Source organism: Desulfovibrio simplex (assembly GCF_055387835.1).
On sequence record NZ_AP042377.1, the window covers coordinates 2,672,130 to 2,696,082 of the forward strand.

Here is a 23,953-nt window from a genome sequence, read left to right on the forward strand (position 1 = left end):
GTAATGAGAGGAAACGTGTTTGCCGTTACCGCGCTGTTATTTGTCGCGCTGGGGGTTGGAGTGGATTTGCCTGCCGAGGCAAAAGAAAAGCCAGTGGTCGTCGGAAAGGGAGCTGTCCCTGTAGGGCTAATCAGACCGTCAGCTTCGGTAACGGCTGTAGAAGGGGCAACCTATGTGGGATCACAATCCTGCCGTGATTGTCACTCCAAGGAATACACCGAATGGGCTGCTTCCGGGCATGCTAACATGCTTCGCGCAGTCACACCCGACATTGTGAAAGGGGACTTTGCAAATTGCGAAATTGCTTATGAAGGCGTTGAGGTTGAAGCCGCTGACAAAAGCAAAGTAAAAATTGCTCCCAAGATCAAAACTGAAACGAAAGGCGGCAATTTTTTTGTCACGCTTCTGGATATGGACAATCCCGCCAACAACCAGTCGTATGAGGTTGTTGAGGTTCTGGGTTCTTTGTGGGAACAGCAATACTACCTCAAGGTGGGGGATAAAATTTTCCCCAGCCCTGTCCGCTGGGTCGCCAACGACAAACAGTGGCGCAAAGTAGCATTTGCTCCTTTCTGGTGGGTTGCAGACGGAACTGCGGACGGACGCCCCAAGAAACCAGAAGAAATGCCCGGCAAACAGACTGTGGACTACCAGTGCAATGGTTGCCACACCACGAATTTTATTGCGAAAAAAGATGAACAGGGGAAATACGCCTTTTCACGCCTGGAAGGCGGTATCGGCTGCGAACAGTGCCATGGGCCGGGATCAAAGCATGTTGATGCCCAGGGGGACGGCGGTATTCTGAACCCCGCCAAATTGGGAACATGGCAGCAGGAACAGCTTTGCGGGCAGTGTCATATCCGTGTTACGAGCAAGCAGGATAAGGATTTTGCCTTCCCACTGGGCTTTAGAACCGGGCAGACGGACCTTCAGGACAAGGTCGAATTCTGGACGTATTCCACCAAGCCTGCGAACTTCTGGGGTAACGAAGACGCCAAAAAGAACCGTCAGCAGTATCACGACACCATGCGTTCTGGGCATATGGCGGCTGGAGTGACGTGCTCTGCCTGCCATCTGGACCATGCCACCAAGCATTTGACCTCGAGCTTGAAACTTCCTCGGGAGCAGCAATGCATCGGCTGCCACACGGCACAGAAAGCCATGTTTGAGGGAAGTGTCCACGCACAAAAAGGTGTGACATGCGTAGATTGTCATATGGCCAAAATGGGGAGCCGTGCTGGTGCAACGCAAAAGACCCCCAAGGACCCATGGGATGTTTCGGCGCACACCATGCGCGTTGTGACGCCGGAAGAAGCAGATGTTTTCAAGATGCGCTCAAGCTGTGACAAATGTCATTCGGGTGCAGAGCGTTCGGCAAAGGGTTCTCAGTTGATGGGAGTCCGGGAAGATGTGCTGAACAAAACGCAGCGCGCGCTGCAGGGTACTGCCATTTCTAAAGAAAACCTGAACAAGGTTCTTATGGATGGTTCACTTGGGGCACATAACCCACAAAAAACCTTGCAACTGCTCGAATCGAAAAAGAAATAGTCGTGACTTGCTGTGCCAGAAGGGGGAGCCCCTTCTGGCACAGCAAGCTGTTGAGCTGATAGAAAGCGTGTAGGTAGACAGTGGCCTTCATTATGGCTGAGCAACAGCTTAACTAGTTTGCCAAAGAATTATGGAAAACTATGGAGGATGCATGAGCGTAACTATTTCTCCGCAAGAGCTTCAGGCGCTGCTTGATAACAAATCCGCAACGGTTTGTGATGTGCGGCGAGAGGCGGACTATCAGGCAGACCAGCGCACCATTGCCGGGGCAGAGTGGCATAATCCCGAAACTGTTGATGCGTGGGCCGAACAGCTACCGAGAAACAAGCCTGTGGCTATTTATTGCGCACGCGGTGGCTCCGTAAGCAAGTCTGTGCATGCAGCGCTGACGGCCAAGGGCTTTAACGTGCAGTATATGGAAGGTGGCCTTGCCGCCTGGGATGCCGCGCAGCAATAAAAACGAAATTCTAATGTGGTATGTAATGATAAGAGGCCTGGGCAATTCCCAGGCCTCTTATCATCTAAAACTCATACCTCAGCGAGCCAAACACGCCATGCACCGAGTGGTGTTCCTAGGCCTGAAGGTTGTAGTTCAGCCCAAGGGTACAGTCGCCCCTGCCAATCTCAAAGCCGAGGCCGCCGTCAAAAGTGGCGTAATCCACCACTGCATTTTAATCTCGGCCTGGCTGCCCATACCGGGAATGCGGGCCTTGCTCTAAGCCATTACGTCTCATGCCGCCGGGATAAGCCCAGATCAAGCTGCGGCTTGATCTGCCAGCCGCTCTCGGTTTCAAAAGCTTTGGCAAAGCTCACGCCCACCGGGAATGTCCAGATCGATTGCGTGCTCTCGTCCACCGAAAAAACAGTGCCGCCCCTCTTCACGTCATAGCCATCGGTTACAAGCCCGAGATTGCTCATCTGCATGGAGGCACTATATCCTGCTCCACATTGCTGTAGTTACCCAGTATAGCCTATATCAACAAGGTTCACTCATTGAGTTGAGTAATATGCTTATAATCATCCCCAATTTGTCATAATAGTTGAATTTTTTTTCGGATATACGCCATGGCAGAGAATCGCGTGTAGCCAATCTTTGATCCTGCCCGTACACGCTCAGTGGGGCCTTTACGCAAAGCGTCTTCGTTGGACAACGTTTTGGCTGAAATGAGCCCTCCTGTGGCCTTTGATAGCACCTCTCGTGAAACGACAGGAGGCAATTCCTGTTCAATGGATCTAAAGAATGCCTCAGTGCCTAAGCCCTGGTGAATCAAGTTGTCTAAGCGATCAAAATTGCGTTGCCAGCAGTGTTGCATATGCTCTCCTACATGTTGGGCTGATGAGGGTAAGTGTGGGAATGCATACAATATACCGGGAAAGTTGGAGGTATGAGGAAATAAATTGCACATAGCAGATTGGTTTATTGTAAACAGGCTACATAAGAAAAGGCGAGGGATCTGAGTCTCCCTCGCCTTTCACATAATCACGGAAAATGCGTTTAGATTATTTTCTCTGAGCCTTGTTACACGAGAAGCGGAAGCAAAACGATTACCCAAGAATCACGCATGGCTTACTCCTTGTTCGTATAAAAGAGTTTTGAAAATCTCTATAGCAATTCAAAAGTATTGTTTTTTCGAATTTAATCAAGGAGATTCATGTTGAGTAGTTCCGCTGAGGCTGCATCCACGGCTAAGGCCAAGAGGCAATGAAGACTAGCGCTAAGCTTGTATAGCAGCAACTTTTAGGCCTTCTGATGGGGCAATCCGAAATTCTTAAGTATTTTCGTGGTCACGCAAGAATTGTACGAGTTGAGCGGCTTGCCGGTGAACAAAAACACGCTGTTCATCAGAAAGAACACTAAAGAGCTCTACCAGCGATGCCGCATAGAAGTCTGCCGATTCTTGTGGTTCAGCAAACAGATCAACAACTCTGCAATCCAGTGCGTCTGCTAGGTTCTGCAAACGTTCGAATCGAGGCGCAGTTTTCCCTTGTTCCATGCGTGATAACGATTGCTGCCCAATTCCTACTTTCTCTGCAAGCTCTTCTTGAGACATTCCCAACGCCCTACGGCGTTGAAAAATTGCCTGTCCAACTATCTGTGCCAAAGAATTGGGCCGCTCTTTCACCTCATCCTCCTCCAGTAATTCAGAGTGAGAGTTTATGCGGTCCAAGTGCTATTGACATGTATTAAAAAGAGTGATTTTACTTATAAAAAGAGTAAAATCACTACAGCTAAGCATATCAAACTCACAGAGAACACAGGTAACCTGGAGGGATTAATGACAAATAGTGTAACTATTATGGGAAGAGTGGCGATGATCATGATGGTTGCTCTACTCTTAGGTGCGTGCGGATCTAGCGGAAATAATTTGGAAAAGCTCCATGGCTCATGGAACCTTGACCAACAAAAAACCGTCGATTTGAGCAAAGAATATGGAAAAATGTCGAAAGAAATGAAGGCCGAATTGTTGGGCAGGATGGGTCAACCCTCAATGCAAATAGATGTCTTCAGTAAAAAAATAGCCCTGATAAAGGGCCCGCAAGATCAAGGCCTTGTCCTGCCATTTGAAGTGAAAAAAGATAGTGGCGATACCCTGATAATTTTAATTAACCAATCAGAAACAAAGATTGTCTTCGATGGTTCAAAGAAAATGACGATTAATACTCACTTCTTTAAAAATGTGACTGGATTTTCTGAATTGGCATTTGTCAAAAGTAATTAGCATGGCATTAAAGAAAGCTAATATAATCGGAGGATAACATGTCAGAAGAGCAGGCTACAGTCCAAAATCCAATGAATATTCTCTATGGGGTTCTGGCTGTTGGTATGGGATTTCTTTATGCGGTATTTTTAGGTGAAGGTAGCAGACCACCTGTTGAATATGGATTTTTCAGTCGCTGCCTTGTCTTTATCCTGGCAGTACCACTCGGCTATCTCGGCGGAATCCTCGGTGATTATGTTCGCCAACTTGCAATGCCCAATTTTATCATTACATCGGGGGGCATTTTAGGAATTCTTAAAGAGCGCTTCTTTTGGTTCATCGTCCCACAACTTGTCGGCATTGTAGTCGGTGGGTCATGTGGATCGGGAATAGCCCGCTGGATTGTCGATTAGAGAAATAAAGCCCCACCTTCGAATAGGCTGGGCTTTATTTCATCTGAATTTGTTGAATACATCATCAAATCACACTTTTTGAGAAAAGACGAATGAAAAAAGCATATATACTTGCAGTGCTGCTTGCAGTTTTATTGGTATTACCGCCCATGACTTCCTTATCTGCAGTCACACAAGCTCAGGTCGGGGAGGCCCACACACTTAAACTGACTGATACCCTGCACCAAGAATTTCTGGCAGATGAAGACTATGCCTTGGCAGATGCCCTTCTCAACGCCACATGGAAGCAGGTTAAACTGAACGTTAGCGAAGACCAATACAAGAAGCTACTGCAGGAACAGAGGATGTGGACAGCCACTGGGCGGGACGAAGCTGCCCGCATTCATGTGTCATCCATGCCCCCAAAAGCTGCTTTTATTAGGGCTATGCAGGATCGTACAAACGCCTTGCTTCGAATTGTGCGCATGCCCCCGAAAGCTGGTGTGTACACAAGTCCAAATGCCACTTTTACCGTTCGCATAAATGAAGCTGGATATGCGTCAATCACGGTAGAAGGCAATGCTGATAATGGACAGGGGCACTCCTGTGAGTTCACAGGGAAAGGAATCATCAACACGTATGACTGGACAACCCTTGCCCATGATGATTTTCCCAATTTCTATTTACTGTTCACGCGCGCTGGGGCCGAACTCGTGTATGCAACCGGTGGAATAAGTCAAGGGTGCGGCGCAGGAGTTAACTTTAATCACAGCTACACACTGGATAAATAGACGACATCAATACCATGGAATTTGCATTGGCTTTCTGGCAACTGTATCTGAAATGGTCAATGCAGAATATCATGTGACCATAAAAATGAAATCCCATGCAGCTGAGCGCTGCATGGGATTTCATAATCAATTAATCAAATTACCGTATCTATATTCACCCATACGGCTCAGAATTCAAGTGCCATAAAATAGCTTACCATAGACCTACTTGCTGGCATGCAGTTTTCACATATTTATTCTCATTGCCCTGCAATGCTTCAATCCGTCTCGCCCGCGTACATTCCCAGCTATCGACAGGGTATTGACGGTCCCAGGCTTCCATCAATTGTTCTTGCTGATGGCTCATGTGATATCGCGGTCCATAGGCATCCTGCATGTAAAGGTAAGTGCGTGCAATTTGCCCACGAGAACGGACTGGGGGCTCTGCCTTTCGGTCGCTAATTTTCATCTCACAAACACCAAAGGTTGATGCTTCGCCTGGCAAAACTGCATAGTTAAAATTTGACCGGAGAGCATTGACTGCCCCAATTGCCGGAAAAAGATTGTACATGTCGGCCTGCATGTAGCGGTATTCAATATTAACTTTTTCTGCACATTTTCGGCCCTTAAAGGGCTTTCCCTCATGAATGCACTCTGGCGATCCAGTGCGCCACTCTTCAAATGTTTGTCCAAAATTTTCGGCTGGGAGTGAATGCTCCCATTCTATTTTGGCAGATCGTTTTTCATGCTTAGGCGTGATGAATCCTTCTGGCAAAGCGACATTGCCACGTTCATCGTACGAGGCACCACAATAAAGGGTGACCCTGTGGTCAGCGTACACCTGTGAGAGCATTTTTTTAGCATGGCCAAAGCTATCATTGGTTGTATTTCCACCGGCAGCACCTACAGAAGGAAAAAGCATTGCCAGCAGAGCTAAAATCAAGATGCTTTTGCGCATAATTCATCCCTCTTAAAGGTAAAAAGGGGTTGAGTTTATTCCTCAACCCCTCAACCAAACAAATCCGTTAATAACGGCTCGAATAATGGCTCCTGTGGCTGCTATGACTACTGTGGCTGCTATGGCTGTAGTGAGCTGCTATCAAACCGCCATCTTTGTTTTGATCCAGGACATCTGAAAAAACAACATTTTTCGAGTTGGTTGTTTTTGTCGTCCCTTCAATCTGGGGTAACGAGCTTGCCTGCACTTCGGTTTTCCCAATGCCTAGGCCTGATGCAATGACACTGGCAAACAGGAAAAACAAATAAATTACCTTCCTCATTCTCCCTCCTATATTGGTTTAACCTGTTCAGCCGGAAGAAAAGCAGATGTGCTAAAAAATCCCGCACATGCAGCTTTTTCCCGACATTGGTCACACTGGGGTGGATAAAAATTTTTCCATGATGAAATTGACTGACGAGCAAAAGGCCAAATGCGCTCATCACACTGACATAGAGGAATATTGTACACCGAAACAGGCAAGCCTCTTCTATGCATAAAGAGCACTGCCTTTCTTAGATTTTCGCGATAGCCATTAGGAGAAATAACAACTCCACTGTAATTGCGACTTGCCTCGCCATAGACTTCCATTCCCATGAATGCATAATGAGAGCAAAACGGGAAATAGTTATAAAGATGTTCTGAAAAGCCAAGAAGTCGATTCCAGTTCAATTTTGTTACGACATGTCGGATTTCAAGATGACATCCACACTTAGCAAGATTATATATTCCGAATTGTGTTTTTGAATAACTTCCGTTCTTACCAACAATTTTATCATGAATTGTATCAATATCGGAGTGAAGAGAAACACAAAATTTAACATTCTTACTTGATATGCTTGCTACACTTTGAGTAAAATTAATGTCAGAAAATGTTTTACCATTTGTCAAAATGTCAATAATTGCGCCTGGATGTTCAGAAACACAACGATTAAGCACTGCTAAAAAATCATTACCCAAGAGAGTAGGTTCTCCACCAGTGATGCAAATATGCCGAACAGGCTTAAATTTAATGAGATCAAGGACTTTATTGGCTTGTTGAATTAAACGCTTATCATGCTTTCGTGGTGGTTGTGGGCACATTAGGCAGTAGCAATTACATGCTTCAGTTAGGAATAAAGCGTTTTGATTCGAACCTTCTTCCCATAAAACAGTTGCATGCCCATCATTATCAAGGCATACGATGTCACCTTCGTTTAGAAAAGAGATGTCATCAGCATCATAAATGCTGTCTGGGAAGAAAATAGCTCTTTTGGGGCCTGTTGTTATGCATCCAGAATAACCAAGCGATTTGCTAGTAATCTTATCAGATACAAGGATTGCCTCTGACCGAGCATAAAATGGCTTCCCAGTAAAAGACACTTCTCCAACTATCGGAGAGAACATGCGTGAGGCTTTCCCGCTAACAGCTCTCATGGCGCTTCACCAATTCTGGATTCTTAGTTATCCAACTCCAAATAACATCCATTTCTTCATCTGTCGCATTTTTCAAAATTGAAAACAAGCCATAAAAAATCAGTCTATGTTTTTCACAGAAAGGGGAGCCGCGCATAGCTCTGAGCTCATCGCCAGTCTCAAGATAATTGCGCACAGGGTCGGTGCCGCAATAGGCTTGATATGCACACCAAGCACAACTTGGCGTGGTTTCCACGCAAGCTTTTGCCGTCAACTGTTTCAGCTTCACTCCGGAAAAAATTTTCTCATATGTGTCTGCTAACACATTGCCAAGGGAAAAATGTCGATCACCCATTCGTGCCAGCATTCTGGCCTCATCAGAAGGAAAAACAGACCCATCAAAGTCATAGATCACACCACTTATTCCACAGCCAGAAGGCGACTGTAGATCAACAAATCCTGTGGAAAATGGAGTCAGAATCCTTGAAAAGAGAAGAGTTGCAAAATGCTCTGGAAAGAAGATTTTTTTATTGAGTTGAATGATATATTTTAGAGCTTCAAGGTAGTTGTCCACAAAGCTCCGCATGTCGTACCCAAGAATATTAGCTTGCTCCGCGGCAAATCCATATGGATTTAGCGAGCGGATAAATATGCCGCCCATTCCCTGAAGGACGTATTCATCAATAATGTCTTTGAGGCAATTTACAGAATATGCCGTAGTAGTCATGAGGGCGTCTACACCATCAAAGCCAACAATTTCACGGGCCAAGTTGAGCTTGTCCACAAATTTTCTGTAGGTGCCATCCCCAATTCTAGCTTTGCGGCACTTGTCGTGAATGTCAACCGGCCCGTCTAAAGACGTTGATATTGCAACATCATGCTCTCTGCAGAACTCAAGTTGCTCTTTTGAAATCTCAATAAGATTAGTGCAAATGACGAAGCTTACTTGTTTGTTGGTTTTCTGGGCTACGCTTTTCGCATATTTGACGGTGTGCTCAATGACTTTCCAGTTCAGAAGAGGCTCACCACCTTGAAATTCAATCTTTGGGTGGGAAGTAGGAGCACAGAAAATCATGTCAACAATCTTTTCTGCTACATCCTCACTCATGTCATACGAATGCGCATCTTGCTCAGCGCAAGATACTTGGCAATATTCGCAACGCTGATTGCAACGAAGCGTAATGACGAGCATGTGAAGCGTTGTGAACTCTCTTAGAAACAATTTCCGTGTACGATATCTTGCTGCAATCTTTTCAAGTGAAACTTCAAAATCATCTTGGGCCAGAAATAATTTTGACTTGAGATCCAAAAACGCTTCTGAATTTTCATCAAGCTGATGCCTGACAAATGAGTCAAAGCTGTAATCATCAAGAAAATAATAATCACCACATTCATTCACTATTAAGACTTCATTTTTAGAAAATCGCTTGAATTGAAAAGGAAGAATTCTATACATCCCTCTTCTCCACCGCAGAAAATGCATAGCTCACAATGGTCTCACGAACTTCTCCAAACTCTTTCACCAAATCCAAGCGAACCTGTTGATCGATAAGGTCGTTCATTATATTTTTCAAACATTCAACAGCTATCAAACTTCCATCTTTTGTGGACACAGTGATTTCCACATCCCGCTCCCCAGACGGCTGCACAGAGACCCAATAGCTATCAGAATAGTTGTTCGCGACTGTGAGCACACAATCTCGCTCAAAAAAATCTTTACTAGCTATAAGAACACCCTTTTTGCCATCATCTTTAGTAAAAAATGGAGAAGTTTGATGATTACCCATATTCGCCTCTCTTTATTTTTCTAAGGTTCTTCGCGGCTGTTTTTGCATCATGCTGCCTGCAAGATTCGCGAGACCCCAAACGGTAAAAATATTTGGGGGCTCGGTCAAAGAAAAAGCTAGTTGTTCCTGAACTTTTTCCTGAGCAGAGGGATGCTGCTGATTCTGGTCATGCCAAAGTCTCTGAATCCATCGTTGTAAAAGCCTTTGGTGTGGTCCTTCGCCAAATACATGGCTTGCCGTACAACGGCTTCAATCTTGTCTTCGTAGTTGGGGTCATCACTGCGCAAGATGATGCCATTGGCTTGCCTGTTGCCGTCAGGGTCTCTGTCACAATAGTGAATCAGCCCTTTAGGGTTCACACCAAGTATTCTGCCCCATATTTCTTCTGCTGACTTGATGTAGGAATAGTACCTGCAAGTCTTGTTACCATCGAGCAATAGCATGCAGTGATAGTGCTGGTTGTTACTTCTAAGCGATTGCTCTCTCACCCAGAAATACGCTGGGGATACCCCATTGCGTGAACACTGTTGAATAAGCAGCTTCATGAGCTCTGACATGTCACTGTTGTTTTCAACAGCTATGAAGCTTTTTGGATAAGTGACATCAAAGCGAACAATCATGGTCTTGCTAAATGTATTTGTATATTCTTCAAGCAATGAGAACAGCTTTTGTGAAACATAGCCTCTGTACATGATTGGATCGTAATCTTTAATCATCTGTGAAAAATTGATGATGTTCATTTCCCTCTCCGCTTGTAGTTGTGTGATTAATTTGTTTTCTATTTAATTGTGGCTCTCTGTTCAATTTGAAAATATATCATTTCTGTAGATTCACCATGCTTATTACAAGTCTTGTTGTTGCAAATATTGTTGCACTGACAACGTTGATATGCTTGTTGTTAATAATTCTTATATAAGTAATACAATCATACCTTTAAATTATGCACAGGAAAAACCTGTAGATAAATAAAATAACCCTAGGTAAAATGCCCATTTTTCAAAATATGAATTTGAGGGAATTAACTTTGCATATCATTTCAATCCAGCATTTAAGTTCATTAGGAACCTAGTGGTGGCTACGTATACGGGTACGGATGCTGTGGAAGCGAACGGGTACCTGCCTCTCTAACTCCACCACTTTCCCGAATCATGAGGCTGCCAAGCTATACCTGAGGACAACGCCTTTTTTACCCGCCGCCGCAAAATGCACCTAGCCTAACACATTGAAACAATTAAATAGACATTATTCTGGACCCTGCATGCAGGGTGTTATGCAGGGCATTTTGCAGGATAAATGCAGGTTAAAATGCAGGATTGCTTTTTCCCGGTTGCAGGGTATTTTGGGCATAATGCAGGATTGCAGTCGCTCAACAGGCCGCCATTCATACTGCCTTTCATTTCGGTGCAGGTTGGCCCATGCGCGCGGTGCTTGATAAAAAATGGCGCATGACCTGAAGGCCATGCGCCATTGCTATGTAATGATTAATTCCTGTGATTATTTTTTTATGCGGTACCCTTGCTGAGGCCCCGTCTTTCCATCATGCTCCAAAAGGCCACGTTCTTGCATAGTTTTTATGAGATAGCGTGCTTTCCTAGCCTCACATCCCACGAGGCTCATAATCAAGGATGTTTTGACCCTGCCTCCCTTACGAGCAAATTCGTAAACTTTCATCTCATCTGCTGACAGGTCTATACTCGCAAGACTTAGCTCCTCGCTCTTAGCCGAATCGGCCTGGACAATGGTGACCTCATCAGATTCCTTTGGCTGCGGATTGTGGACAGCGAAGTCCGCACTTTTAACAACGTCGGCGGATGCACTAACCCGAAACGGTGGAACCGTCTCCAGTTCACAGTGCGTCTGGGGAATTCTAATCCCCGTGTCGGCAGTTCAATTCTGTCCCTCGGCACCATAAAGAAATCAAGGACTTATGCTATACAAGCATGAGTCCTTTTTTCGTTTGGTCAAAACCCTCTCCCCCACCTCTCCCCCGTCTGAGAGTGACGTAAGCTGGCTCTACACCAAAGGCGGGGGCAAGCCCTTTCACCGGGCAGTTTTTCCGACAGGTCTATGATCAATTCCCCAGACATTTCAGCAGCACAAAACGCGCACACGCAGGCGGTAGTTTTCGAAGTTACGAAAGCCATACGCACGCCGCTGGATCAACTTCATTTTACGGTGAAAACCTTCGGTGATGCCGTTATTCCGGGTAAAACGGAGCATTTTGACGGTAGAGCCCGATGAACTTGCCGCGTTCCCGCTTTTCTATGTCCAACGCCATCAATCTTGCCCGGCTTTTTGATGTCCAGGTGCAGCATTTGTCCTGGATCCTCCCATTGATAGCGCTGAATTGGTTCTTTGTGCTCCAGCGATGATAACCGTGAACAGGCAAGTTACCGCAGAACGCGAAAAACACTGTTTCGGTAAATTCCCAGACGTAGGGCTATTTCATCCCCGGTTTTTCTCTCTTTTCGCAGCGTGAATACCTGACAAAAATCTAGCTCGGATAGTTTGTTGCGACAACGTCTGGGCCGCGAACTGCGGTCAGCAAGTGCGTCTTGCCCACCATGGGCATGCCGACTTTTCCACTTCCTCGCAGTGCGCAAACTTACGCCATAACCAGCCGCCACTTTTGCCGCTGGCTCATGCAGCATCCTCTCAACCATTTCTGCTCGACTACGAACCGTCAGGTTGGCATTCTTATGGCTGTTCACCCGCTTCCCCACTCGGTTTGCTGTTGTCTGGCAACTCCAGCGTTACCGAATTTTTTTTGGGGGGGGAGTGAATAACCTATTGGAAGATTACAACTAAGACAGAGCACTGGGGAAATTCGTCGGTTATATCGGAAGGAGCGTAAAACTCCAGGGCAATGCGTTTTGGTGGCATTGAACAGAAAGCATTTTGTTACGTGTCATGTGGCGTCCTCGACTTGCATCAATGCATCCCCGCACCGTTGACACTGCGTATGCATTCGTTCAAGTTCCTGTTCCACTTCTTGGATATGTACCCGCATCCAGTGTTCAGCCCCCGCCGGATCTTTCGCCAAAATCGCATCAACAATACGCTGGTGCCCATTTAGTACCATCAAGCAGAAATCTCCACCGGGCTGCATGGTTTTTTTCGCATCGGCTAGCATGTTGTTGACAAAATCAAGAATAACCCACAACACCGGGTTGCCTGTGTATTTGCCGAGAAGGACATGAAACATAATCTCCGCTTCAGCTCCAACGAGGGGTTTTCCTTCATCATACAGCTTGCGACATTCGGCATGTAAGGCCAAAAGCTCGGCTTCCGCTTCAGGAGTGAAAGTCTCTGCCGCCCTGCGGGCGATGTACGGTTCAATAATCGCGCGTACTTCTGAAAGATTGCTCAGTGAAAAATCCTGAAAACGCAAAAAATCCGCGAAAGAATCGCGTGCTGTGGCCCAGTCCATTTTTGAGACCACCGGCCCCCCCCCGGCCCCGCGTTTGATCACTATAAGTCCCATTTCCTCCAACGCACGTAACGCCTCGCGCAAGGTATGTTTGCTGACTCCAAACTGGGCCATCAGCTCCTTTTCCGGCGGCAGGGGGTCGCCGGGTTTCAATTTTCCTTCCACAACGGCTGAACGGATTTGCCGAATGATCAGGTTTGATATTCTTTCTTTTTTTGTCGGGGTGAACAAGCAATCCATGATAAATGCGCAACCTCGCGCGCGGCAGGCAACCGCGTAAAATTACAGATCAACAATCATTAAAAAATAATATTTTCACCGCGCTTTGTCCACAAGGGATCTCATAACTGCAAATTAATAGCCATATATTTTAATATATGGTTGACAAGATTTTTCTCTGTGCGCTAGATAAAAGGCCGGGCGAAGAAATTTCTTGATCAATCACAACTTTATTATGGAGGACCACTATGACGCCGATTTGCGCTTTTCGAGTTCCTTCAACCCTTCGGATGGGAGCGGGAGCCGCCGCCCTGACCGGAGTAGAAATTAAGCGATTGCGTGTAAAATCCGTTTTGCTCATCTCGGATAAATTCCTGATAGATTCTGGAACGGTGCGGCCTGTACTGGATTCTTTACAGGAAAATGGCATCAACGTGGAAATATATGCCGGAGTGGATACGGAACCCACCCTGAAGCACGTACATGACGCCCTTGCCATGCTGCGAAAAGGCGATTGCAAGGCGGTCATCGGTTGCGGCGGAGGTAGTCCCATCGACGTGGCCAAGGCCGTCTCCGTCATGGCAACGAATCCCGGTCGTATCCAGGACTACATGGGGGCGGACAAAATTCCGCAACCGGGTCTTCCACTCCTCGCGGTACCCACCACTGCGGGTACAGGCAGTGAAGCCACCTTGTTCACGATTATCACGGACACCGATAATGATGTGAAAATGCTGATTGGCAGCCCATGGCTCATGCCTGCGGTCGCTATCATCGACCCGGTTCTGACTATGAAGATGCCGAAAAGCATCACTGCGGCCACGGGCGTGGACGCTCTGACCCATGCCATTGAGGCCTACGTTTCCCGCAAGGCCCAACCCATGAGTGACATGGTGGCCTTGGAAGGCATGAAGCTCATTTTCAATAATCTTCCCACGGCATGGGCAGAACCGGATAATATGAGCGCCCGTGCTAACACATTGCATGGAGCGTTGCTGGCGGGAATGGCGTTTTCCAATGCCTCCGTGGCGCTGGTGCATGGCATGTCGCGTCCTGTCGGCGCGCTTTTCCATGTGCCACATGGTGTTTCCAACGCGGCCCTCCTTGGCGTGGTCATGGATTTCTCACTATCTGGTAATTACGCCCGGTACGCCGATATCGCTCGTGTGCTCGGAGTGAAAGAACAGGGGCAGGACAAAAAGATTGCGGAGGCAGGCGCTCAAAAAGTGCGCGAACTCATCGCGTATCTTGAAATTCCCAGTCTCAGCAAGCTCGGTGTGTCTAAGGAAAAACTTGATCCAGTAGTAGACAAGATGGCTGACGACGCCATCGCCTCCGGCAGCCCAGGGAATAACCCGCGCATCGCAAGTAAGGACGAGATTATCGAACTATACTATAACGCATTGTAACTAGACCAGATTAACTTTGAGAATAGACATTCTCAAAGTTTAAGACACGCATGCTTCGGCGCTTAACAGCGCAAATAAATAGCGGTGCTGTCTTCATCCGTAAGCCCTGCGGGCAACGGCTGAAGCTGCGCTTACGCCTTCGCTGCGGGCGCCTGCTCACGCAGTCGCCAGAGCAATTTCAAAGTGAAAATGTTCTAAGGCAGTTATAGTGAAAATCGTCAATACCCTTCCTTCACTTTATAGAAATAAAAAAGCAACCATTGTCCATAACGCGCAGGCTGGAGCAGACTGCGCGAACGGAATGCCATAATTAACGCGAGGAACACTTTTCCTTCGCAATAATAAAAGGAGAACTCTTATGGCCGTGAAGAAACTGAAGTATTGCGTCAACAATGAATGGAGGGATACCTCTTCGGGGAAGTATTCTCCCGTGATGAATCCCAGTACTGGCGAACACATAGCCGACGCCCCCATTTGCACCAAAAACGAAGTGGAACAAGCGGTTGCTGCTGCCCGAGCGGCATATCCCGGCTGGTCTTCGAAGCCTGTCGCTGTGCGCACACAGCTGATTTTTAAATTCCGCGAGTTGGTTAACCAGCATTTTGAGGAGCTTTCTCTCCTGTTGGCCACAGAAATGGGCAAAAACCTTTCCGAGTCCAAAGGCGATGTGTTGAAGGTCATCGAGGCCTGCGAGCTTTCCGTCGGTGCGCCCCTGGAGTTGCAAGGTTACGCCCTTATGGAAGCCACCCGCGCCCATGACATCAATCTGTACCGGGAATCCGTAGGCGTGTTTCTGGGCATAGCACCGTACAATTTTCCTGCTATGATCCCCTTCGGCTGGTTTATTCCTCCGTGCATAGTTTCCGGCAACTGCATGGTGCTCAAGGCCGCAACCTTGGTACCCCAGACAGGTATGCGCCTTCTCGAGCTGCTTATTGAAGCCGGACTGCCCAAGGGCGTAATCAATCTGGTCACATGCAGCCGTGAGGAACTCTCCGGCCTCATCGATCATCCTGAAGTGGACGGAGTTTCCTTTGTTGGTTCTGAATCAGTGGGTAGAAAAATTTATGCGGCGGCAGCCACCGCCGGAAAGCGCGTCCAAGCCCTGACGGAAGCCAAGAACCACGCTTTGGTGCTGGAGGACGCTCCTCTTGAATGGACCGCCAGACGCATAATTAATTCGGCTTTCGGCTGCGCCGGGCAACGTTGCATGGCGCTGCCTACTGTAGTGGTGCAGGAAAGCGTGGCGGATGACTTCGTCCGTGTGTTGCTCAAGTTGGCCAAAGAATTGACGGTGGGTACGGCGTATGATCCGAAGACAGAACTCGGTCCAGTGGTGAGCGCCGCCCACAAGGCCTCGGTGGAAAAATGGATTGAAACCGGCGTGAAGGAAGGCGCTGAGCTGATTTTGGATGGACGCGGATGCAAGCCCGCAGGGTGCGAAAACGGTTATTTTGTCGGTCCCACCATCTTCGACAAGGTCAAACCAGGAATGACCATAGGCGATCAGGAAGTTTTCGGCCCTGTCCTGTGCGTCAAACGCTGCAAAGACTTTGAGGAAGGGCTGGCAATCATGAATGCCAATCCCTTTGCCAACGGCTCCTCAATTTTCACCACAAGCGGTTACTACTCCCGCCAATTTTCACAACGTACCGACGGCGGCATGGTCGGCATCAATGTGGGCATTCCAGTCCCCTTGGGGTTCTTCCCCTTCTCAGGGCACAAGCGTTCTTTCTTCGGCGATCTGCATTGCCTGGGGCGTGATGGACTGCGATTCTATACCAAAATAAAAACCGTCACTACAAAATGGGTTTCACCAACAGAGTCGCAAGAAGCCAGAGTCAGCACCTGGGAAGGCACCATTAACCGCGAATTATAGTCTCCCTAGACCAGATTAACTTTGAGAATGTCCATTCTCAAAGTTTAAGACACGCATGCTTCGGCGCTTAACAGCGCAAATAAATAGCGGTGCTGTCTTCATCCGTAAGCCCTGCGGGCAACGGCTGAAGCTGCGCTTACGCCTTCGCTGCGGGCGCCTGCTCACGCAGTCGCCAGAGCAATTTCAAAGTGAAAATGCTCTAACGGGTGTGCGCCGAAAGTCGTTTTCGGCGCACACCCCACCATCGGACATTACGGATGGAGGATCAACGGAGTTCCGCACAGAGCCGCGCTGTACGGCTTTTGCCGCGACATGCCCACAATACGCTTTCATCCCGTATCAACAGGCCTTCAGCAAACATCGCAAAGGACAAGGAAATATTTATGGACGTGTTTGCGGTTCTACTGAGTCTGGCTCTTTTGCTTTTTGTCGCCTACAGAGGGTGGTCGGTCATTTTCTGGGCTCCTGTACTGGCCCTTCTGGCCGCAGCCCTCTCCGGGCTACCCGTCCTACCTGCGTATACTGAACTCTTTATGGGACAGGGGGCTCTCTATTTCAAAAAGTTCTTCCCGATCTTTCTGCTTGGTGCCGTGTTTGGCAAATTAATGGAAACGTCCGGAATGGCAGCTTCCATAGCCCGAAAGATTTTTGCCACGCTTGGCCCCCAAAACGCGATTCTTTCCACCGTACTCGCCGCTTCCATCCTTACCTACGGCGGGGTCAGCATGTTTGTGGTGGTGTTTGCCGTATATCCTTTCGCCGCGGCGCTGTTCAAGGAAGCGGGCATTCCCAAACGATTGCTGCCAGCGAGCATATTTCTCGGCGCTTTCACCTTCACCATGGACTCCCTGCCTGGTACGCCGCAAATACAAAATCTTATTCCAGCCAACTTCTTCGGTACGAATCTGTATGCCGCGCCGGTTCTCGGGCTGATCATTTCAGTGATCATTTTTACCTTGGGAATGCTCTGGCTGCGTTACCGGATGCGTCAGGCTTTTGCCCGTGGGGAAGGGTACGGCGAACACACACTGAATGAAATGCCCACGTCAGACGATAGCAAATTACCCCCCTGGACCCTGTCTGCCCTGCCTCTGATTTCCGTCCTCATTATCAACCTTGTGGGCAGTCATTATATGGAAGGCTGGTCGATATCTGTACTCGATCCCATTAAGAATTTACAGATACCGCCCCCGCTCATGGTTGACAAAATAAGCAACATTTACAGCACATGGGCATTACTCACGGGGCTGGTATTTGCCATTTTGCTGACCATTATTCTGCGCTTCAGGAGTATGGTGCCCAATGGCCTGGTTACGACGTCCATCTCAGCAGGCGCACTAGGCTCATTGCTGGCTATCGTCAATACAGCCTCTGAAGTAGGATATGGTAACGTAATCGCATCGTTGCCCGGCTTTACCCATGTCGCCAAGGCATTATTCGCAGTGGAGCACTTCGGCGGCACCTTGCTTTCGGAATGTCTGACCATCAACGTTCTCGCCGGCATAACCGGCTCCGCTTCCGGTGGACTTTCCATCGCGCTGTCATTATTCAAAGACCATTGGATGCAACTGGCCGCTCAGAACCATATTCCTATTGAGGTGCTCCACCGCGTCGCGGCTATCGCTGCAGGTGGAATGGACACCCTGCCGCACAATGGCGCGGTTATAACGCTACTTGCGGTATGCGGTATGACCCACAAGCAATCCTATCCGGATATTTTTGCAATGACTCTTATGAAAGTATTGATGAGCTTTTTAGCGGTACTGTTGTTCAGACTTTTCGGGATAGTTTGAGGGCGTTGATCAAACTTGTTTTCATAGTCGCTTCTCCTTAAATGCAGAATAAATATCCCCCGGCATAGTGCTATGACCCCCATCAGGTAGACAAAGCAAAAAAGCGCGTCCTCACGGACACGCTTTTTTGTTGAATTCACTGTAATATTTGTTAATTTTGATCGACCGAAGACATAGACCTGCTTCTGTGGGAACAATAGCCCTGCTTATGATAACGGCCTGCCACTTATGACTATTCTTCCGTGGTCACACGTTGCAAAGCTTTCCGATATACTTCAAGGCGTTCACGCTTGCCAATGGAAATAACTGTGACAAAGAGGATGCCGTCATCCACCTTGTACACCAGCCGATATCCAATTGAGCGCAGTTTTATTTTATAGCAATCGCGCATACCTGACAAAGCAGATGAAGGAATCCGTGGATGCTCCAAACGTTCCGCCAGTTTCTTTTTAAACTGTTCCCGAATGTTGGCATCCAGTTTTTTCCACTCCTTCAGCGCAATCTCATGAAACTGCAGACTATAGCTCATCAAGCGTTACCTTGACAAAAGGCCCATGCTCGCGGCTTTCGACGATCTTCTTGTCTTCAAGGTCTTCAAGAATTCCAAGAATCTCCTCATAATGCTTTGCGGACAAGAGGTAGGCTTCCGGCTTGTTGTGGTTCAAGACTGCCACCGGAGCGTCCTTGGCAGTAGCTAAAATATTTGCAAAATTGCGTTTAAGCTCCGTGACGCTCACCGTAATATTGGCGTGTATTGGATCCATAGGATTCTCCAATTGAATCAAATTTAATATCTTTAATGACATCTAATTTGACATCCGTCAAGGAAACTTCTGGAACACAATCTCCACTATAAGACTCGCGCCAACGGATTATTTCAGAATTGCCGAGTTCAGTTGACAGGGGAAACGCATAACGGGCCAAGCACTGAAACGCGCGTCCCGTGCCATGCCGTACGACACGCCATACGCCACAGGGCACGCATCGGTTTTGCCTATGCGTGCCCTGACGATATATGCCGTGCATAGCTGTACCCTATTGCAGGGCCTGCCCTATGGCCTGATGGTAACCGTTCATCCGCTGCCGCTCACGGCGGGAGCGTTGCAGTTCCTGACGCAGGGTATCACGGGCCTGAGTAGCGAGGCTGGTCAGATGTTCCTGCACACGGTTGAGTTCAAGGAGATGCCCCCGCCACTCTTCAACGTTGTCTCCATCCAGCATATGCCAGGCCATGCTGGTGATCTCGTTGCGTTTTTCGGCCAGGGCTACGGCCTTGTCATAGGCCCCGTCCTCAAGTGCGGCCATTTCTTGCATGGCCAGATCAAGGGCTTGATCCAGCAAACAAATTCCGTGAGCCATAAACGCTCCTTACCGCCCTACTGGGCAACGCGCCTGACGATCTGATCACGCAGATGTTCGCTGACCTGGCCCCACTCGTTGCAGACGGGCAAAAACTCATATTCCAGCAGGTCGGCCAGCAAGATCCAGTCTTCATTTTCCAGTGCATCTCCCATTTCAGAAAGTAGGCTGGAAAGTTTTTCGGTCTTTTCTGCAAAGCCCAGATTGTCGCCATCGGTATAGCGCTGGCGCAGATCACCGAGCATATTCATGAAATCTCGTGTGACGTCCAGCAGATCCTGAAAAAGTTCCAGGGCGTCCGTATCCGACGCTTCGCGGAACAGGCGCGAAACATGACGCGCACCGTGGCCCATCATCCTGCTGACCTTCTCCATTTCACCCGCGATATCCACAGCCAGTTCGCTGCTGGGCACGGAGCGCACCTCTACGGAAGAAATGGAATCGCAGGCGATATCTTCAGCCTGATGCGGATAAATCTCCGAAAAGGCTTCCTGGTTTACAAGCACATCGGTAATGACGCGACCTTCCAGGCATTCGTCCTGCATTATGTCGGTCAGCATCTGCTCAAGGTTTTCAAAAGTAGATATGGTTTTGGAGCTTTTATTGCCGTCAACAATAATCATGGTTGTTCCTCCCACTCCCCGCAGGGAATAATTTGCCGTTACAGGCAGTTGCAAACTATTTGCAAACCATATGCCAGTTCAATTATATTGTGTTATTCAAAGACGTTACACAGAATCTCATTTGCCGGATCAGCTGCATAAGGTCCTTCATATCACCGCCACGCTGCTGCCGCATTTCGCGCCAGAAGCCTCCGAGGGCGGAAAAAGGCACGCTGGCATCCAGCAGATTTTGCAACCTTTCGCAGTTGCGCAAAAACAGCTGTCCGGCCATGGCGCTTTTGCCCACCAGACCGCCCTGCTCTTCAAGCAGCTCAAATAACTGTATTGTCTGAACCAGACAGCCCCGCACGCTTGCGGCGAAGGCAGGACTGAACGGAGTGGTTACGCCTTGTCCTGCCAGGGGGCGCGTCAGGGTATCGGGCTGTGCCTGCGCGGGTGCGCTGCCCGCTTCCGCCATAAGGGGCACGCCGGATTCCGATGTGTTTTCAGCCGGAGAGTCAAGGATCTGACGCCAGAGAACACGCTGGCTGTTAAGCCACAGGCTGCGGTCTTCACCCTCATGGCCTGAAAGGCAGCGCAAGGCGGCAAAACCCTGGCTGTCTTTTTCTGTCAGCCAAACACGCGCTTCGCCGGTGATGCCGCTGGCATTTTGCACAGCAGCGCCCCAGCTTCCCGAATCAAGCCAGCCGAGAACAAGGTCGCCGACGCCCTGAGGCCCAATGCGTTCGCGGCAGGCATGATCATACGGGCAGGCGCGGCCATAGGGGCAGGGATGGCAGGCCATGGCGGGTTCAAGGCAACAGCAGCCAGGCAGATAGGGGCCGGTATCCCAGGGCTGCGCTGTGGCCAGAAAAATAGCCAGGCAGGGGACGCCCAATCCCGCCGCAAGGTGCATGGTTCCGGTGTCGTTGGTGATCAGCAGGCGGCACTCATTAAGCAGCGCCGCCAGTTGCGGAATATTGGTGCGCCCCACCGCGCTGATATGCGGCCCTTGTGCCGCCTGCGCGTACGCGGCAGCCAGCGGCGCTTCTGCCGGGCTGCCGAGCAGCACGGGGCAAAGCCCGGTATCTCGCCATATTCTGTCGCCCACGGATGCGAAATACGACGCTGGCCACTGCCGTCTGGCCTCACTGGCCCCAAGCTGCATGGCGACAAAGCCCTTGCATCGGCTGGAAACATCCTGACTGACAGCCTCATCGCCCAACAGGCCGCGGGCAAAGCGCATATCTTCGTCAGAGGGCAACCGCAGCCCTGAAGTCGCCGCGTCCCCTTGTGCGCCAGCCGAATCCCCGTGCGCGCTGGCGGAATGCATGCGCTCCAGTTCCTGCGCGGACAAGGCGTGCGCTCCGACCATCCTGAAGGTATCCACCAGGTTGAAGGGGGTGCTGAGGCGACGCAGTACGGTTCCGGCCAGAAAGGAGGTCCAGATGCCGCCACTGAAGCCGTAGCCCTCCGGATCCATGCCGAAGCCCCATATGCCTTCAGGCTGCGAGGTCAGCATACGGGCCAGCAGGCGGGCGGACAGCGTGGCTGTGAGGTTGATGACGCGCGCGTCGGGCATCTCACGGTGAATGCGGCGCACAAACGCCAGCATCCCCAGGGCCGCGTCTCGCCAGTTGCCGTTTATGTCGGCCATCAGGCTTGCTCCGGGCAGAGGCCAGGCCGCATCCACATGGCGTAAAAGCGGCAATGCCGAAGCGAAGTTTTCAAGACAGACCAGACCCACGCGCAGGCCAGCCGTGTGCAGATCATTGACAAGGGCCTGACTTTGCAGCAGGTCGCCGAAGCGCGTGAGGTTGATGATGATAACGCCCGCACCCTCCCTCGTGTCGCAGCGGGGCGAAACGGGGGGGCACGGTATGTCTGAAGCGTGTGGCGCGGCAGTATTCATAAGGTACAGGGGGTGTATCAGGCCAGATTGGAACTGTGCCCGTCATCCAGAAGATTGAGCGCCAGGGTGCGCTCCTGGCGGAAGCGGTTCTGCACCGCAGCCTGCACCTCGCTGGTGGAAGAACCGAACTGACCGGCGCGCACCTTGTACACGTTGGTAATGAGCCTGCGCTCATATCCGGGATCGTTGGGGCTGCCGCTCATGTCGTCCGCCCTGGCGAAAATGCGTGCCGCCCCCGTGGGCCCGTGCTGCACGGCCGTGCTCCAGATGACCTCGCGCATGGCGGTGGAGAGCTTGTCCGCATCAAGCGAGGTGCGCTGGGCTATGGCATCTACCGCGGGCTTGTAGTGGCTTTCACGCACGAAGGCCTCCTGAAGTTCCTCAAAGCGCTCGGGCTGTTCATTGGCAATGGCGCGCCAGACATCGGGCATGGCTCCCTTGCGGCTGCCCGTATTGCCGGGGCCGGCCGAGCGCAGCCTTTTGGAAAGCTCCGGCGCTTCGCTGTCCAGAAAATCAAGAAAATCACCGAGGCTGCCCGCGCGCGAAGACACCTGATACTTGCCGTATGAGGTTCCGCCGTTGCGGTCATAGCCCACGGCGGCAATGCCGTCGCGGCCAGACTCAAACTGGGCCGAAAGCTTGCCCATTTCAAGGTCTTCCGCACTGGCTTTACGTCGCGCCTGACGCGCTTTGCCCTGCCCCTGGGGGCGGGAATGCACAAAATCAGAGACGTTGAAACCGCTCATCTTGTCGCCCAGAGCGCTTGTCATGGAGCGCAGATGGCGGGCCGTGCCCATGCTGCGGGCCAGATCCAGGGTGGAGCCGCCGCCGCCCACACTTTGCATGAGGCCCTCAATTGCCTGCGTCTCACGCATATCCGTCTGTGCCTTGTTGAACACCTGAGCGCGCATAAGGTCGCTGGGGCTGCGCCCGGCCAGCACCATGCTGTTTCGCCCTGGCGTCTGACCACCTACTTGGCCGCCTATCTGGCCGCCTGCAAGATTGACGGGCATGCCTGCCCCGGCAGGCGCCTGTGCGCTCTGATTCTGCGCGGCCTGCTGCGATTTCGCGCTGTCTTCTGCCTGACGCGCCTGCCCCTGCATGACAGCGGCAAAACTGGACCCACCCGTGGCGGCAGCGGGCGCAGAACGACGCTGTCCGGCCTGCTGGCCCTGCTGTGCCTCGGTGGGTGGACGGATAAGAAAATTTGAAAGCGCCATATAATCATTCCTCCTGGAGCATCCGACTTTGAGAATTTACATTTTTCAAAGTCGCAGAACGCCCGCATCGTCGCGTAACAGCGTCAGTAATCAGCAATATCGTCTGTTCCGATCTCCGGTTTGCGGCCAGCAAAAAAATCGGTCATTTTTTAAAAGCGGCATCAAAGCCGTGCCTGCGGCTTTGATGCCAACGCCCACTCGTGTAGTCGCCAGAACCGTTTCGTTCCGCATCTGCGCACGGCGGCCGAACTGCCGCCCCGTACGAGGGGAAGCAAGGACAATGCCAAGGCATTAAAGATATGACATTGCAGCGAGTTGGCTTGGGGTTGGCGCAGGGGGCAGCATGGCGGAGTTGGCTACGGCAAGGGTTTGGACGGGATTGCGCCAGAATGTCGACACAGTGCTGAAACGCTTTTTGCCCTGAACCGCACGCGGGGATAGGGAGAGCACGGGAGCACGGCGTGAACCCGCGCGAGGCAACGTGAGAAACCACGGGGCAGCATGCGGGGACCACGGGGGACAAGCCGCCCTGGCTGGGCGCA

At 50.0% G+C, this 23,953-nt stretch carries 24 protein-coding genes and 1 pseudogene; 8 read left to right on the forward strand and 17 right to left on the reverse strand.

Going from position 1 to position 23,953, the window contains the following annotated elements; translation table 11 throughout:
* Window positions 1-3: 3 nt before the first annotated feature.
* Both ACZ5DH_RS11120 and ACZ5DH_RS11125 read left to right on the forward strand, forming a co-directional pair.
* A complete protein-coding gene (locus ACZ5DH_RS11120; RefSeq protein ID WP_464254339.1) occupies window positions 4-1,548 on the forward strand; it encodes an ammonia-forming cytochrome c nitrite reductase subunit c552 in 1,545 nt (514 codons plus the stop codon).
* Between the two features lie 151 nt (window positions 1,549-1,699).
* The gene (locus ACZ5DH_RS11125) at window positions 1,700-2,005 is read left to right on the forward strand and encodes a rhodanese-like domain-containing protein (protein ID WP_464254340.1); all 306 of its coding nucleotides are present in this window, start codon (window positions 1,700-1,702) and stop codon (window positions 2,003-2,005) included.
* 266 nt (window positions 2,006-2,271) lie between these two features.
* On the opposite strand, the gene ACZ5DH_RS11130 is transcribed toward ACZ5DH_RS11125, so the two are convergent.
* Both ACZ5DH_RS11130 and ACZ5DH_RS11135 read right to left on the reverse strand, forming a co-directional pair.
* Entirely contained in the window at window positions 2,272-2,472 is a 201-nt protein-coding gene (locus tag ACZ5DH_RS11130; protein WP_464254341.1) for a hypothetical protein, read from the reverse strand.
* Between the two features lie 845 nt (window positions 2,473-3,317).
* Entirely contained in the window at window positions 3,318-3,671 is a 354-nt protein-coding gene (locus ACZ5DH_RS11135) for a helix-turn-helix domain-containing protein (protein WP_464254342.1), read from the reverse strand.
* A gap of 153 nt (window positions 3,672-3,824) precedes the next feature.
* On the opposite strand from ACZ5DH_RS11135, the gene ACZ5DH_RS11140 reads away from it, so the two are divergent.
* The 3 genes from ACZ5DH_RS11140 (at window position 3,825) to ACZ5DH_RS11150 (ending at window position 5,430) form a co-directional block, all read left to right on the forward strand.
* Window positions 3,825-4,268 carry a hypothetical protein gene (locus ACZ5DH_RS11140; RefSeq protein WP_464254343.1) on the forward strand — a complete coding sequence of 148 codons (444 nt, stop codon included), beginning with the start codon at window positions 3,825-3,827 and terminating at the stop codon, window positions 4,266-4,268.
* A gap of 38 nt (window positions 4,269-4,306) precedes the next feature.
* On the forward strand, window positions 4,307-4,660 hold the full coding sequence (locus ACZ5DH_RS11145) for a hypothetical protein (protein WP_192113461.1): 354 nt from the start codon (window positions 4,307-4,309) through the stop codon (window positions 4,658-4,660).
* 92 nt (window positions 4,661-4,752) lie between these two features.
* Window positions 4,753-5,430, forward strand: coding sequence for a lysozyme inhibitor LprI family protein (locus ACZ5DH_RS11150; protein ID WP_464254344.1), 678 nt, complete (start codon window positions 4,753-4,755; stop codon window positions 5,428-5,430).
* 193 nt (window positions 5,431-5,623) lie between these two features.
* Here ACZ5DH_RS11150 and ACZ5DH_RS11155 read toward each other — a convergent pair whose 3' ends face one another.
* The 9 genes and pseudogenes from ACZ5DH_RS11155 to ACZ5DH_RS11195 form a co-directional block, all read right to left on the reverse strand.
* Window positions 5,624-6,367 (reverse strand): endonuclease, encoded by a 744-nt coding sequence (locus ACZ5DH_RS11155; protein WP_464254345.1) that lies wholly within the window; start codon window positions 6,365-6,367, stop codon window positions 5,624-5,626.
* Window positions 6,368-6,434: 67 nt separating this feature from the next.
* Window positions 6,435-6,689: a His-Xaa-Ser repeat protein HxsA2 gene (gene hxsA2 / locus ACZ5DH_RS11160; RefSeq protein ID WP_464254346.1), complete on the reverse strand. Its 255-nt coding sequence runs from the start codon at window positions 6,687-6,689 to the stop codon at window positions 6,435-6,437.
* A gap of 8 nt (window positions 6,690-6,697) precedes the next feature.
* Window positions 6,698-7,822, reverse strand: a complete 1,125-nt coding sequence (hxsC, locus tag ACZ5DH_RS11165) for a His-Xaa-Ser system radical SAM maturase HxsC (protein WP_464254347.1) — start codon at window positions 7,820-7,822, stop codon at window positions 6,698-6,700.
* Window positions 7,809-9,257 (reverse strand): His-Xaa-Ser system radical SAM maturase HxsB, encoded by a 1,449-nt coding sequence (hxsB, locus tag ACZ5DH_RS11170; RefSeq protein WP_464254348.1) that lies wholly within the window; start codon window positions 9,255-9,257, stop codon window positions 7,809-7,811. Before hxsB ends, hxsC begins: the two co-directional genes overlap by 14 nt.
* Complete coding sequence (gene hxsD, locus ACZ5DH_RS11175; protein WP_464254349.1) at window positions 9,250-9,588, reverse strand: His-Xaa-Ser system protein HxsD; 339 nt, start codon at window positions 9,586-9,588, stop codon at window positions 9,250-9,252. Before hxsD ends, hxsB begins: the two co-directional genes overlap by 8 nt.
* A 116-nt stretch (window positions 9,589-9,704) precedes the next feature.
* Window positions 9,705-10,328 carry a YagK/YfjJ domain-containing protein gene (locus tag ACZ5DH_RS11180; RefSeq protein ID WP_464254350.1) on the reverse strand — a complete coding sequence of 208 codons (624 nt, stop codon included), beginning with the start codon at window positions 10,326-10,328 and terminating at the stop codon, window positions 9,705-9,707.
* Between the two features lie 1,348 nt (window positions 10,329-11,676).
* Window positions 11,677-11,814: pseudogene (locus ACZ5DH_RS11185) on the reverse strand (transposase); the annotation flags it as partial.
* A gap of 164 nt (window positions 11,815-11,978) precedes the next feature.
* Window positions 11,979-12,311 (reverse strand): leucine zipper domain-containing protein, encoded by a 333-nt coding sequence (locus ACZ5DH_RS11190; protein WP_464254351.1) that lies wholly within the window; start codon window positions 12,309-12,311, stop codon window positions 11,979-11,981.
* 185 nt (window positions 12,312-12,496) lie between these two features.
* On the reverse strand, window positions 12,497-13,258 hold the full coding sequence (locus ACZ5DH_RS11195) for a FadR/GntR family transcriptional regulator (RefSeq protein ID WP_464254352.1): 762 nt from the start codon (window positions 13,256-13,258) through the stop codon (window positions 12,497-12,499).
* A 227-nt stretch (window positions 13,259-13,485) separates the two neighbouring features.
* On the opposite strand from ACZ5DH_RS11195, the gene ACZ5DH_RS11200 reads away from it, so the two are divergent.
* The 3 genes from ACZ5DH_RS11200 (at window position 13,486) to ACZ5DH_RS11210 (ending at window position 18,318) form a co-directional block, all read left to right on the forward strand.
* A complete protein-coding gene (locus ACZ5DH_RS11200) occupies window positions 13,486-14,646 on the forward strand; it encodes an iron-containing alcohol dehydrogenase (RefSeq protein ID WP_464254353.1) in 1,161 nt (386 codons plus the stop codon).
* A gap of 358 nt (window positions 14,647-15,004) precedes the next feature.
* On the forward strand, window positions 15,005-16,525 hold the full coding sequence (locus tag ACZ5DH_RS11205) for a CoA-acylating methylmalonate-semialdehyde dehydrogenase (RefSeq protein WP_464254354.1): 1,521 nt from the start codon (window positions 15,005-15,007) through the stop codon (window positions 16,523-16,525).
* A 383-nt stretch (window positions 16,526-16,908) separates the two neighbouring features.
* Window positions 16,909-18,318, forward strand: a complete 1,410-nt coding sequence (locus ACZ5DH_RS11210) for a GntP family permease (RefSeq protein WP_464254355.1) — start codon at window positions 16,909-16,911, stop codon at window positions 18,316-18,318.
* Window positions 18,319-18,550: 232 nt separating this feature from the next.
* Here the strand turns inward: ACZ5DH_RS11210 and ACZ5DH_RS11215 are convergent, their stop codons facing one another.
* The 6 genes from ACZ5DH_RS11215 to ACZ5DH_RS11240 all read right to left on the reverse strand — a co-directional run bounded on the left by ACZ5DH_RS11215 (window position 18,551) and on the right by ACZ5DH_RS11240 (window position 23,411).
* Window positions 18,551-18,847: a type II toxin-antitoxin system RelE family toxin gene (locus tag ACZ5DH_RS11215; RefSeq protein WP_464254356.1), complete on the reverse strand. Its 297-nt coding sequence runs from the start codon at window positions 18,845-18,847 to the stop codon at window positions 18,551-18,553.
* Window positions 18,837-19,082: a type II toxin-antitoxin system Phd/YefM family antitoxin gene (locus ACZ5DH_RS11220; RefSeq protein WP_464254357.1), complete on the reverse strand. Its 246-nt coding sequence runs from the start codon at window positions 19,080-19,082 to the stop codon at window positions 18,837-18,839. The genes ACZ5DH_RS11215 and ACZ5DH_RS11220 overlap by 11 nt, the downstream gene beginning before the upstream one ends.
* Before the next feature lie 271 nt (window positions 19,083-19,353).
* Window positions 19,354-19,677 carry a hypothetical protein gene (locus ACZ5DH_RS11225; protein ID WP_464254358.1) on the reverse strand — a complete coding sequence of 108 codons (324 nt, stop codon included), beginning with the start codon at window positions 19,675-19,677 and terminating at the stop codon, window positions 19,354-19,356.
* Between the two features lie 17 nt (window positions 19,678-19,694).
* Window positions 19,695-20,300 (reverse strand): DUF8043 domain-containing protein, encoded by a 606-nt coding sequence (locus ACZ5DH_RS11230; RefSeq protein ID WP_464254359.1) that lies wholly within the window; start codon window positions 20,298-20,300, stop codon window positions 19,695-19,697.
* Window positions 20,301-20,382: 82 nt separating this feature from the next.
* Window positions 20,383-22,191 (reverse strand): glycosyltransferase family 9 protein, encoded by a 1,809-nt coding sequence (locus ACZ5DH_RS11235; protein ID WP_464254360.1) that lies wholly within the window; start codon window positions 22,189-22,191, stop codon window positions 20,383-20,385.
* 17 nt (window positions 22,192-22,208) lie between these two features.
* Complete coding sequence (locus tag ACZ5DH_RS11240) at window positions 22,209-23,411, reverse strand: VgrG-related protein (protein ID WP_464254361.1); 1,203 nt, start codon at window positions 23,409-23,411, stop codon at window positions 22,209-22,211.
* Window positions 23,412-23,953: the final 542 nt, after the last annotated feature.